Origin of the sequence: Peribacillus sp. YIM B13481 (genome assembly GCF_042787985.1) — a bacterium.
Taxonomy (GTDB): Bacteria; Bacillota; Bacilli; order Bacillales; family DSM-1321; genus Peribacillus; species Peribacillus simplex_A.
This window is the reverse complement of the sequence record NZ_JBHZPE010000016.1, coordinates 80,144-91,595: the sequence shown is the minus strand read 5'-3', so window position 1 is coordinate 91,595 and position 11,452 is coordinate 80,144. Positions and strand designations below refer to the sequence as shown.

Here is an 11,452-nt window from a genome sequence, read left to right as displayed (position 1 = left end):
AACTCTAATGAATATTTTGTCATAAAAAATAGCACCTCCAATTGTTAGATAGTGTCTAACAATTGGGGTGCAGTTCAATGGTGGTCTTTTCAATCTATGAAAATTGACATTATCATATTATCTAATTAGAGAAAAAATACCCTTGTTCAAAAAACGGGGCAAGTTAGTTCAACAAGCGTAGTGTTTACGGACTGTGCTAATGGCTTGCTCTTTTACATAGTCTTCAATTATAAAAGCCATAATAATAACATGATGAAAAGCTTAAAATACATAGCGATATTAATATGGATTAATTATTTGGGCTCCAGTAACTTTTACTGGTGTTTATATTGATTTTTTTGACAAATAAAAAGGGGCATCTGATGTTATAGAAAATATCCTTACTTTACTTATTTTTTTCTTTATTACTTAAGGGACTGGAAAGGTTTTGTGGTTCGTATGCCACTTATGATGATGAAGCGTCGTCCGAAGATGATGCATACGAAAGATTCCACACGTAATAGCTCCTTATGAAAGGAAGTGAACCAGCGATGATAATCAGTCCCAAAGACCGCATTACGACTTCGCAAGCAGCAGTTATCGTTCTCAATTTTATAATTGGAACAGGAATTTTCACCTTGTCCCGAACATCTGTGGAGAAGGTAAAAACACCAGATGTATGGATAACCGTTATTTTAGGTGGTTTGATCGCAATGCTGGCAGGAGTTATCATTGTCAAATTAGGCCAGCAGTTTCCTGAAAAAACCTTTTATCAATATAGCCAAGAAATAGTAGGAAAATGGGGGGGATGGTTACTTAGTCTCCTCCTTGTAGGTTATTTTATTACACTTTGTGGGTATCAGGCGCGTGCATTGGCCGACGTAACAAGCGTGTTTTTGCTGGAAGGCACCCCCCACTGGGCCATCATCCTGCCATTTATGTGGATAGGTCTCTATTTTATCAGAGGAGGTATCAATCCGATCGCACGTCTGTGTGAAATTATATTGCCTATTACAGTCATCATTTTTTTTCTGGTTACCTTACTGAGCTTTAAAATATTTGAGCTGAATAATCTACGCCCGGTACTAGGATTGGGAATTAAACCTTTACTAAAGGGAATAGAGACAACTTCTCTCTCGTATACAGGTTTTGAAATCATGTTTCTCCTTGTGGCGTTTATGAAACAGCCAAATAAAGCCGTAAAAGCAGTTCTGTTTGGAATAAGCATTCCCTTGATCTTTTACTTGATGACAGTCGTGATGGTCATAGGAGGGTTATCCGTCGATGGAGTGGTAACGAGAACATGGCCGACAATGGACCTCATACGTAGTTTTGAAATAACCGGTTTGGTATTTGAACGGTATGATTCTTTGTTGCTCACGATATGGATTATGAAATTATTTACTAGCTTTACCATTGGTTACTATGCTGCTGCTTTGGGGCTGGCTCAACTCTTCAAAAAGAACATTCATTCATTTATGTATGGCTTGCTTCCTGTTATATACATCGTTTCCATGATCCCGAAAAATGTTAATGACGTATTTAATCTGGGGGATATGATCGGAAAAGTCGCGTTGTTTTTGATTGGTATAATGCCACTTCTGCTACTCATTATCTCGAGATTGAAGGGGGGGAAAAAGCATGCTGCCCAGTCGTAACATGTACGGTTTATCTCGATTTCGCTGCTAGTTCTTTTGCTTCTGTCTCTTACGGGATGCTGGAGCAGTCATGAAATTGAAGATATGAACTTGATCGTAGGTGCGGCAAAAGATATAGGAGAAGAATCAACAGATAGAGGCGAATATCAAAAAAGCACTCCCCTAACATTAACCTGGCAAATTATTAATCCAAAAGCAGTGGGTTAGACTATAATTATGAATAATCACTGCTGCGAGGTTATGAAAGACCAAGTTAATATTAATTGCATGATTCACGCTAACCCATTTGATTGTCCAGACATTTTGATTAATTATAATAAAAGGTTTGATGAATATGGGTTACTAATCCACGATGGAGGTAGCTCAAGTATAGAGATAACCTATTGTCCCTGGTGTGGCACGAAATTACCTGATTTTAAAAGAGATTTATGGTTGGAAATCCTTGAACAATTAGGATTTGATGACGCTGTTGAGCAATCGATTCCAGAGGAATTTGAAACAGATAAATGGTATAAAAATAGTAAATGAGCAGAAGTTTCACTAGCTTGTTGAGAGATACTTTGGGTGCATTTTTCTTATGATTTGTGAAGGATTGTACTTAAACTAACGGGTGCTTTACTTCAATAAGGAAGGTTGCTTCGGCAGCCTTTTTCTTATGGCATTAACGGGGCAGGATTGTTGAACAAGAAGATCTACGTAATTATAGAACTTTGGAAGGGAATTACTGGGATGTAATGTTAAACTTTTTAAAAAGATATTGAAAGGACTGGACTCAGAATTTGTTTTTGGGAAGATGATAATTACCAATATGAATATCCAGATGAAGACGTTGCAAATAAAATTTCATTTAGAGAGTCACAACAAAACTGAACGAAAGTAGCATTACTCTTATGTCTCATAGGTGTAATCTCATATTTTCTATAAGTAATACGTTGTTCTCCAACTAAAATGTCACTGAAGATAGGAACTGTCTTTAAGACAGTCTTTTCTTTATAAAACTAAAGGGATAGGATAGTTGCATAAGATTTTTTTTACTTTATAATTAGTACCAGGTAATAATATCAAGTGGTGAAATTGATATAATTCATACAACGAGGTGGTTACTCTGTGATTAAATCTAAAGCACGTATTACTGCGATAGGTTCTTATGTTCCAGAAAAAAGGTTAACAAATAAAGACTTAGAAAAAATGATTGAAACCAATGATGAATGGATTGTTAAACGTACTGGAATTAAAGAACGAAGAATATCACATGAAGAAGAGTTTACTAGTGATATAAGTTATAAAGCTGTAAAGGATTTAATGGAACGGTATGATAAATCAGTCGAAGATGTTGATATGATTATTGTCTGTACCTTTTCACCTGATTTCAACACACCAAGTGTAGCTTCTTTAGTCCAAGCAAAGCTAGGTATTAAGAATACTGGAGCTATTGATTTAAACGCTGCTTGTGCAGGATTTACTTATGGGTTGCATGTAGCTAATGGATTAGTAACATCTGGTTTAAACAAGAAAGTCCTTGTTATTGGAGCTGATACTCTATCTAAAATTATGGACTATGAAGACCGAGCCACTTGTATTTTATTTGGAGATGGTGGAGGAGCAGTTCTTGTAGAATATGATGAACAACAACCAAGTTTTATTTCTTCACATTTATATTCGGAAGGAGCAGGCGGAAAACATTTATATAGTACAAACCTATCGGCACGTATAAATGGTGAAGACTTAAATAATAGTGGTAACCTTGTACAAAATGGACGTGAGGTTTATAAATGGGCTGTTACTACTGTTCCAAAAGGAATGCAAACTGTGATGAAAAATACTGAATTCCATTTGAATGATGTTGATTGGTTTGTTCCGCATAGTGCAAATTTAAGAATGATTGAGTCAATATGTGATAGAAGTGGTTTTCCAATTGAGCGTACATTATATAGCTTAGTGGAGTATGGAAATACTTCCTCAGCATCAATACCATTAGCTTTAGATAAAGGAGTAAGTGAAGGAAAGCTCAGTAATGGTGAGAAGATTTTATTATATGGTTTCGGTGGTGGATTAGCACAAGCAGGATTGCTTATCAATTGGACCCTATAACGTCTTTTTCTTAAACCAACAGGTGCCTTAGCTAGATCGGAGCTGTCTTTAAGGCAGCTTTTTTTTATGCAACTATCGGGGCAGGATAGTTGAACAAGAAAAATAAAAAGTATTCTATATTAAATGGTTTTTATCTTTAGCATAATTTGGTGATGTACTAGAGTGTGATAATATCCGGTCTAATACTTTTTCAGTAAATGGCATAAAGTAATTAAGTATTAGCCCCCCTAAACAAACGGTTAATAAGGTTCCAACGCCAATTGGTCCATTTGAAATCATTGCCATTATCAAGAATACGAGGTAAATGAATGTTCTCGAAAAAAATATATTTGTGCTAGTTAATTCTTGTATGATTAATGTTAATCGGTCAACTGGAATCGGTGCAAAATTTGTGTTTAAATATGTTGCAGTTCCTAATCCTATAACAACTAAGCCGATTCCAAAACAAACAACTTTGCTGTACCATAGTTCAGGTCTTATCAAATTGTGCAATAAAAAAAGCCACATATCAATACCTATACCCGTTATAAATGCTGTTAACAACCCCAAAACTTCTGGTCTTTGTCTTTTTAAAAATGAATTACAACCTATCAATATTAAAGCTATTATTATTTCCCAGCTTCCCACAGTAAGCCCCACATTTATGGACAGTCCTACTAAAAGTGCATCAAAAGGTGAAGTTCCAAGGTCTGATTGTATAGTGAAAGAAATACCAAGGGTTAATATTAAAATTCCTAATACATAAAAAATATATTTCAATTTACTCGACCCCTTTATCATTATTTTTTTGTTGCAAATGCAACGAATTTAAGTTAAATTTAATATATATCCTTTTTATTGCATTTGCAACAAAAATACGTACTAAGGAGTTAATTATGAAGGAAATTCTTCGTGAAATTGGAATGATAGCAAGGGCATTAGATTCTATAAGTAATATAGAATTTAAAGAATATGACCTTACAAAAGGGCAGTATTTGTACCTTGTACGGATATGTGAAAATCCAGGAATCATTCAAGAAAAGTTAGCTGAAATGATAAAAGTAGATCGAACAACAGCAGCTCGTGCTATAAAAAAACTTGAAATTAATGGATTTATTGAAAAGAAAGAAGATAAACATAACAAAAAAATTAAAAAACTCTTTCCAACAGAGAAAGGGAAAAATGTTTATCCTTTTATAAAAAGAGAAAATGATTATTCCAATATTGTTGCATTAGCGGGATTTTCCGAAAGAGAAGTAGAAACCACTTTCAATCTTCTTCAAAGGGTAAGAAAAAATATAGAAAAAGACTGGGGATTTGTAAAAAAGGGAAACAAGAGAAATTACTAATTATATAAAGGAGCGATATATTTAAATGACTATTAATACAAAAAAGTGTACCCTTGAAGATTCACGCAAACTTCAAGAAATTAGTTATGAAACGTTTAATGAGACATTTAAGCATCAGAACACACCCGAAAATATGAATGCCTATTTGGAAAAGGCATTTAACTTAAAACAATTAGAAAAAGAATTATCCAATATTTCTTCGCAATTCTTTTTTGTTTATTTTAATAATGAAGTCGCTGGATATTTAAAGATCAATACCAATGATGCTCAGTCTGAAGAAATGGGTGCTGAATCACTTGAAATTGAGAGGATTTATATAAAGGACAAATTTCAAAAACTTGGGCTTGGTAAATGTCTGCAAAATAAAGCAATGGAAATTGCGATGGAACATAACAAAAAGAAAATTTGGCTAGGCGTATGGGAGAAAAATGAAAATGCTATTGCCTTTTACAAGAAACTGGGGTTTGTTCAAACTGGAGCCCACTCTTTTTATATGGGTGATGAAGAACAAATGGACTTTATAATGACCAAAACACTACTATAACTTTTTTTGAAAGGTCATAATTAAGGGGTATTTTTTTTAATGAAGTAGAGTGAGGTAGGATAATTATAGATGAGGTTCTCGAGGATAGACATTTAGTAAAAGTTGCTATGATTGTGTTTAATAATTTTTACGAATCAATTGTCTGTTTAAAAGTTTATATCAGGTGGAAAGGAGATTTTTTATGTATATCCCTAAGCAATTTGAAATAAAAGAATTAGCAGTAGCCTACGATGTAATACAGGAGAATGGTTTTGCGACATTGTGTTCAATGCATGAAGGCTTGCCTTTTGCTACACATTTACCACTGCTGTTGAATAAGGAGAAAAACTATTTGTATGGTCATTTTGCTCGTCCGAACCATCAATGGAAAGATATTAAAAATCAAACAGTCTTAGCAGTTTTTCATGGTCCTCACTGTTATATCTCCTCCTCTTGGTATGAGACCAATCAAGCAGTACCAACATGGAATTATGTGACTGTTCATGTATACGGCGAAGCCGAACTTATTGAGGATGAACAGGAGTTAACGGATTCCTTGCAGGACATGGTATTGAAGTATGAAGCCCCTGATAGTTCATACAAATTGCAAGATTTAGACGCTGACTTTCTCGCTGGGATGAACAAAGGAATTCAAGGCTTTAAAATAAAAATCAACAAGATAGAGGGGAAAGCGAAATTAAGTCAAAACCATTCCTTACATCGACAAGAGCTGATTATTAATCAGCTGGAAGAAATCCAAAATACAGATGAGCAAAAAATTTCCTCTTTAATGAAGGCAAACCTAAAAAAATAACGTTGAATGTTGCTGCACTAACGGGAGTGTTGATCCAAAAAGGATTAACACTCCTTTTGTTGGACTTCTTTTACAACGGAGCAGATTTCAATACTAACTGTAATTAGCAGCTGCATTTTTTTACTATCGGGTTAATGGAAAATAAATTGGATCCTTTTTTAAATAATCTAGTCAAAATCTTAACAGATTTTTAAATGTTAAGCAGTATGAATATTTTTAAAAGGATATGCATGTGCTGGGTTAATTTAATAATTATTATCTAAAATATAACAAAAAATCACGGTCCCTTTATACGGATATAAAATTCCAGAGTTATTCTTAATTTACATCTAGAGGGAGGGATCGGAAGTTGTCAAAGTTTCAGGCCATAACTTCTTTGTTCATCTTGGTATTTATCATCATTCTCGTAACTTATAAAATCACAGCATTATCATCCAAACATTCCACAACGAATCATTCCACATCCAACCGCCACATTCAAGTTCAATTGTTAGACGTTAATGATTTTCACGGCCAACTAAACAAATATCAAATGGTTTCAGGAACCATGGCAGGGGGTGCTGAATACCTGGCTGCCTATTTAAAAAAGTATATAAAAGAAAACCCAAATACACTACTTGTTCATTCTGGTGATATGGTAGGAGGAAGTCCTCCAATCTCTTCTCGATGAACCCACGATTGAATTTTTAAATCTCCTGCACTTTGATATCGGGACACCTGGAAATCATGAATTAGACCAAGGCGTAAATGAGATGAAACGTCTTATTTATGGAGGATTCAATAAAAAACAGGTTATTTTCAAGGTGCCAATACTTCTTACAGTTCTGCAAATATCATCGATACAAAATCGGGTACTCCCTTGTTACCACCGTATGTTATTAAACAAATTGACGGAATAAATATTGGCTTTATAGGTGTCGTCACAAAAGAGACTAACCTGTATGTGGCGCCTGAAAATCGAAAGGAAGTAGAAAGTACGGATGAAGTTACAGCTATTAACCGAACCGTTAAGCTTTTAAAGGAAAAAGGGATCAAAGTAATTGTTGTACTGGCACATGATTCAGCTAAATCAGATCAGTCAGGAGCAAATTCCAGTGGAGCTATAGATGGCTCCAAAAATCGATGATGAGGTCGATGTCATTTTTACCGGTCACAGCCATGAATATGCCAATACCGTTGTAGCCGGTAAACTGATCGTTCAAGCTTATTCTAATGGGAAAGCCTTTTCTCAAGTAAATCTTGAAATTGACCCACCTACTAAAAATATTGTTAAGAAACCTCAAGATTGGTTTATAGAGTGGGTAGAGCAATTAAACGAGAAATAAAAGGTAACTACTTATTCAGATAACAAGTGCTTTACTTCAAATAAGGGAGCTGCCTTGGCAGCTCGTTTTCTTATGGATAAACGGGCAGTTTAGTTGCATAAGAATAGACTCCAGAGGATTAGAGTCGATCACCCTCTTTTCACTGTTTCAGATAAAAAAGTTACTATTTGAAAGCACGCAACCAAATTTATAGTAATAATATTTAATGAATTAGAAAAAAATAGAGGAAAGGAGGGATTGCGAATGTCTATGAAAAAGTGGGTAACAGGATTGGGCGTTGTGCTTGCAATTGTTGTAGTTGTGGCAACATTAGGCTCACTCGGCGTATTTGCCGAATCCGGTGTTATAAATCAGCCTATGGAGACGGGGAAATCGATTGAGGTCGAGTTGAACGATGATTTCTTTAATCCGAAAGTCATCACTATTCCGAATGGAACAGCCACAGCGTTGATATTGAAAAACAAAGGCAGTAAAGAGCACACCTTCACACTGGAAAAGCTCGGAATTGACGTTGAGCTCCAGCCAGGTGAAGAAAAAAACATTACCGTGAATCCGAAACAGTCCGGTACATATGAACTGATATGTCGGTACCATTTCGAGAAAGGAATGGTTGGGAAAGTAATAGTCGAATAAAATGCAGGGCCAATAAGGCCTTGTTTTTTTATAGGCAAGGCTTGTATTATCGATTAAGTTTTAGAGAGATTTTTATTAAGCTTGTTTTTCATTACAGAGGATATTGATGCTTGAATAATAATTGTTCCACCTCTAATAAATGGTTCATTAGTGAGCTTTGGTGATCAGCTCTTTTCTTATGGAGCTAACAGGAGCAGTATAGTTTGAACAAGATATAAAAATAGTTTTCATTTCAAAATAGATTCATATCCGTTTCGGATCTATTCATTGATTCATATTCTATTAATATTAGGGAGGGGATGAATAGATGGCATCTAATGATGAATTAATTTGTCAAAAGTTTGCTAGAATTATCGGTGGACAAGAAGGTTTTGCGGGTGGGAAATGTGTAACAACCATAAACCGAAATGAAATAAAAGCAAAAATTTTAGGAAAACGTTTTAGAGTAACCTCTTCTTTCTCATTTGAATCAAGAGATAATCAGACTGGACGAGCATTGTGCCTAGGTAGGGTTGCACTCTTGCAAAAAGAAGTCAAGAATTTTGTTGCTTTGATTCTTAAACAAGGAATAATAGTTTCATCCATACACAATGAGTGGCTATTTGATAATCCGAATTTGATTTACGTTAATATCGAAGCTGTTGATGATCCATTAGTTTTTGCAAAGAAAGTTAGAAAAGCGCTAAGGAACTAACGGATTTCCCACTAGTTTGATTTTTGATGAACATAATACACGGTGAAAACCCGGTTTTGTTGAACTGACATGTGCGTTAGCTGAAGATTGGAGCTGTCTTAAAGGCGGCTTTTTCTTATAGAACTAAAGGGGGGTTCGTTCAACAAGCTTAGTGTATTCATATTGTGCGAAAATGGTCTGGAGATGACTCTGCAGTCTTTTCTGCATGAAAACAGACTGTTTTATATACCCATTTATATGGTTTAGTGCCATACTAAGTACAAAAGGGGAACTTTTAACAAACGGTTGGAGTTAAGGAATTATTTTACAATTCTTATAGTTTTGATTAATATTCAAGTATTGAATAAAACACTTGAATAGATAGAGGGTGATTTTACATGTTTGATGATCGATATTTAAAGGATTTATTGTATCAAGAGTTCGCAAGAATAGGTAAAAGTCTTTCTAGTCCAAAACGGTTGGAAATTCTTGATATTTTATCTCATGGTCCAAAGTCGGTGGAGGCATTATCTAAAGCTACTAATATGTCTGTGGCGAATGTATCTCAACATTTACAAACCCTTGCTAATTCTAGATTGGTAAAGTTTCAGAAGAAAGGGAACTACGTCATTTACGAACTAGCAGATGCAGCCATTTCGGATTTTTTAACTTCCTTGCATACATTAGCAGAAAAACAGTTTGTACAGGTTCAACAAATTAAGCAAGAGTTCTTAAATGCCAATCTTGGCACGGATGGGGTTTCACTTTCAGAACTTAAAGAACGGATGGATAAAGGTGAAGCTATTTTGTTGGATGTAAGACCTATGGAGGAGTATGAAGAAGCTCATATTCCTGGTGCAGTTTCTATGCCAATTGAAGAGTTAAGCGAGAAACTCTCAACTTTACCAACCAATTGTGATGTGATTGCTTATTGTCGTGGTTGTTACTGTTTAATGTCAGTGGAAGCTGTTGAACTTTTAAGATCCAAAGGTTTTAATGCATTTCGTCTAGAGGAAGGTGTACATGATTGGAAATTACAGAATGATAAATGAGGTATTAACAAATGTCTAATAAAGCATATCAATTGAACCAGAGTTATGTAGATTCTCAAGAAAAACAAAAAATGTTATACAAACGCACATTAATTATTATAAGTATTTCACAAATTTTTGGTGGTGCTGGGTTAGCGGCTGGAATTACGGTGGGGGCACTTCTTGCACAACAAATGCTTGGCACTGATGCATTTGCTGGACTTCCTTCGGGTTTATTTACTTTAGGGTCTGCAGGGGCTGCTTTAATCGTAGGGAGACTTTCTCAACGTTACGGTCGTCGTACAGGTCTAACAGCAGGTTTTATGATAGGTGGACTTGGAGCAATAGGAGTCATAACTGCAGCTATAATAAATAGTGTTTTCCTTTTATTTGCTTCCCTGCTTATTTATGGTGCAGGAACAGCGACAAATTTACAAGCTCGTTACGCTGGTACGGACTTAGCGAACAATAAACAACGAGCTACTGCTATTAGTATTACAATGGTGTTTACAACATTTGGTGCAGTTGCAGGTCCGAATTTAGTGAATGTAATGGGGGATTTTGCTACATCTATTGGCATTCCATCACTTGCTGGTCCTTTCATTTTATCAGCAGCAGCATTTATCCTGGCAGGTCTTGTACTTTTCGTCATGCTTCGCCCAGACCCATTAGTTATCGCAAGAACGATAGAAGCTTCCAACCAAGATAGTGATCGAATAGGACATTCGGCTGATACTGAACAAATAGCAAACAAAAGAGGTATTATTGTTGGTGCGACAGTTATGGTTCTTACTCAAATCGTAATGGTGGCTATTATGACAATGACACCAGTTCATATGAGACATCATGGACATAACTTGGGTGAAATAGGTCTTGTTATTGGTTTTCATATAGGGGCAATGTATCTCCCTTCACTGGTTACAGGTGTCCTTGTTGATAAGTTTGGTCGTACTGCTATGGCTATTGCCTCTGGAGCTACGTTGCTTCTGGCAGGTTTAATATCAGCGATTGCACCAGGTGATTCTATGATTCTCCTAGTAATTGCTCTTTCTTTACTTGGATTAGGATGGAATTTTGGTTTAATAAGTGGGACTGCTCTTATTGTTGATTCAACTGAAACTTCAACTCGGGCTAAAACTCAAGGTACAGTGGATGTTTTAATTGCATTATCAGGAGCTTCTGGTGGAGCCTTATCTGGAATGATTGTGGCTGGTTCAAGTTATACAACATTATCATTTATTGGAGGGTTATTATCTATATTATTGATTCCAGTGGTTATCTGGTCTCGAGGAAGTAAAAAATAAAAAAACCAATTTCACTACGAAATCAGTTTTTTTTCTTGAAACTAACAGGTGCGCTAGCTTAAAATCGGAGCTGTCTTTAAGGCAGCTTTTTGT

Annotated in this window: 15 protein-coding genes; 14 read left to right on the top strand and 1 reads right to left on the bottom strand. The window is 35.5% G+C overall.

Annotation, left to right across the window (positions count from 1 at the left end; genetic code table 11):
• Positions 1-530 precede the first annotated feature (530 nt).
• The 4 genes from ACFX4X_RS11930 (at position 531) to ACFX4X_RS11915 (ending at position 3,728) form a co-directional block, all read left to right on the top strand.
• Positions 531-1,637, top strand: a complete 1,107-nt coding sequence (locus ACFX4X_RS11930) for a spore germination protein (RefSeq protein WP_377383662.1) — start codon at positions 531-533, stop codon at positions 1,635-1,637.
• 216 nt (positions 1,638-1,853) lie between these two features.
• Positions 1,854-2,165 carry a DUF6980 family protein gene (locus ACFX4X_RS11925; protein ID WP_377383657.1) on the top strand — a complete coding sequence of 104 codons (312 nt, stop codon included), beginning with the start codon at positions 1,854-1,856 and terminating at the stop codon, positions 2,163-2,165.
• 228 nt (positions 2,166-2,393) lie between these two features.
• The gene (locus tag ACFX4X_RS11920; protein WP_377383660.1) at positions 2,394-2,507 is read left to right on the top strand and encodes a CPCC family cysteine-rich protein; all 114 of its coding nucleotides are present in this window, start codon (positions 2,394-2,396) and stop codon (positions 2,505-2,507) included.
• A gap of 237 nt (positions 2,508-2,744) precedes the next feature.
• Positions 2,745-3,728: a ketoacyl-ACP synthase III gene (locus ACFX4X_RS11915; protein ID WP_377383655.1), complete on the top strand. Its 984-nt coding sequence runs from the start codon at positions 2,745-2,747 to the stop codon at positions 3,726-3,728.
• A 114-nt stretch (positions 3,729-3,842) separates the two neighbouring features.
• On the opposite strand, the gene ACFX4X_RS11910 is transcribed toward ACFX4X_RS11915, so the two are convergent.
• Positions 3,843-4,487 (bottom strand): YczE/YyaS/YitT family protein, encoded by a 645-nt coding sequence (locus tag ACFX4X_RS11910; protein ID WP_377383652.1) that lies wholly within the window; start codon positions 4,485-4,487, stop codon positions 3,843-3,845.
• Positions 4,488-4,603: 116 nt separating this feature from the next.
• On the opposite strand from ACFX4X_RS11910, the gene ACFX4X_RS11905 reads away from it, so the two are divergent.
• The 10 genes from ACFX4X_RS11905 (at position 4,604) to ACFX4X_RS11860 (ending at position 11,359) form a co-directional block, all read left to right on the top strand.
• On the top strand, positions 4,604-5,056 hold the full coding sequence (locus ACFX4X_RS11905; RefSeq protein WP_284471810.1) for a MarR family winged helix-turn-helix transcriptional regulator: 453 nt from the start codon (positions 4,604-4,606) through the stop codon (positions 5,054-5,056).
• 25 nt (positions 5,057-5,081) lie between these two features.
• Complete coding sequence (gene paiA, locus ACFX4X_RS11900; RefSeq protein WP_377383648.1) at positions 5,082-5,600, top strand: spermidine/spermine N(1)-acetyltransferase; 519 nt, start codon at positions 5,082-5,084, stop codon at positions 5,598-5,600.
• A gap of 181 nt (positions 5,601-5,781) precedes the next feature.
• Positions 5,782-6,393 (top strand): FMN-binding negative transcriptional regulator, encoded by a 612-nt coding sequence (locus ACFX4X_RS11895; protein WP_284471808.1) that lies wholly within the window; start codon positions 5,782-5,784, stop codon positions 6,391-6,393.
• Between the two features lie 349 nt (positions 6,394-6,742).
• Entirely contained in the window at positions 6,743-7,063 is a 321-nt protein-coding gene (locus ACFX4X_RS11890) for a metallophosphoesterase family protein (protein WP_377383646.1), read from the top strand.
• A gap of 189 nt (positions 7,064-7,252) precedes the next feature.
• A complete protein-coding gene (locus ACFX4X_RS11885; RefSeq protein ID WP_377383643.1) occupies positions 7,253-7,519 on the top strand; it encodes a metallophosphoesterase family protein in 267 nt (88 codons plus the stop codon).
• Positions 7,500-7,718, top strand: a complete 219-nt coding sequence (locus ACFX4X_RS11880) for a hypothetical protein (RefSeq protein WP_377383640.1) — start codon at positions 7,500-7,502, stop codon at positions 7,716-7,718. The genes ACFX4X_RS11885 and ACFX4X_RS11880 overlap by 20 nt, the downstream gene beginning before the upstream one ends.
• 243 nt (positions 7,719-7,961) lie before the next feature.
• Complete coding sequence (locus ACFX4X_RS11875) at positions 7,962-8,351, top strand: cupredoxin domain-containing protein (protein WP_377383637.1); 390 nt, start codon at positions 7,962-7,964, stop codon at positions 8,349-8,351.
• A gap of 307 nt (positions 8,352-8,658) precedes the next feature.
• Positions 8,659-9,045, top strand: coding sequence for a DUF1259 domain-containing protein (locus ACFX4X_RS11870; protein WP_377383635.1), 387 nt, complete (start codon positions 8,659-8,661; stop codon positions 9,043-9,045).
• Between the two features lie 377 nt (positions 9,046-9,422).
• On the top strand, positions 9,423-10,076 hold the full coding sequence (locus ACFX4X_RS11865) for an ArsR/SmtB family transcription factor (RefSeq protein ID WP_377383632.1): 654 nt from the start codon (positions 9,423-9,425) through the stop codon (positions 10,074-10,076).
• A gap of 11 nt (positions 10,077-10,087) precedes the next feature.
• Complete coding sequence (locus ACFX4X_RS11860; RefSeq protein WP_377383629.1) at positions 10,088-11,359, top strand: MFS transporter; 1,272 nt, start codon at positions 10,088-10,090, stop codon at positions 11,357-11,359.
• Positions 11,360-11,452 lie beyond the last annotated feature (93 nt).

Coding starts and splice junctions, on each gene's coding strand:
- ACFX4X_RS11930 (WP_377383662.1), top strand. CDS start 531: ATGATAATCAGTCCCAAAGACCGCATTACGACTTCGCAAGCAGCAGTT.
- ACFX4X_RS11925 (WP_377383657.1), top strand. CDS start 1,854: ATGAATAATCACTGCTGCGAGGTTATGAAAGACCAAGTTAATATTAAT.
- ACFX4X_RS11905 (WP_284471810.1), top strand. CDS start 4,604: ATGAAGGAAATTCTTCGTGAAATTGGAATGATAGCAAGGGCATTAGAT.
- paiA (WP_377383648.1), top strand. CDS start 5,082: ATGACTATTAATACAAAAAAGTGTACCCTTGAAGATTCACGCAAACTT.
- ACFX4X_RS11895 (WP_284471808.1), top strand. CDS start 5,782: ATGTATATCCCTAAGCAATTTGAAATAAAAGAATTAGCAGTAGCCTAC.
- ACFX4X_RS11880 (WP_377383640.1), top strand. CDS start 7,500: ATGGCTCCAAAAATCGATGATGAGGTCGATGTCATTTTTACCGGTCAC.
- ACFX4X_RS11875 (WP_377383637.1), top strand. CDS start 7,962: ATGTCTATGAAAAAGTGGGTAACAGGATTGGGCGTTGTGCTTGCAATT.
- ACFX4X_RS11870 (WP_377383635.1), top strand. CDS start 8,659: ATGGCATCTAATGATGAATTAATTTGTCAAAAGTTTGCTAGAATTATC.
- ACFX4X_RS11865 (WP_377383632.1), top strand. CDS start 9,423: ATGTTTGATGATCGATATTTAAAGGATTTATTGTATCAAGAGTTCGCA.
- ACFX4X_RS11860 (WP_377383629.1), top strand. CDS start 10,088: ATGTCTAATAAAGCATATCAATTGAACCAGAGTTATGTAGATTCTCAA.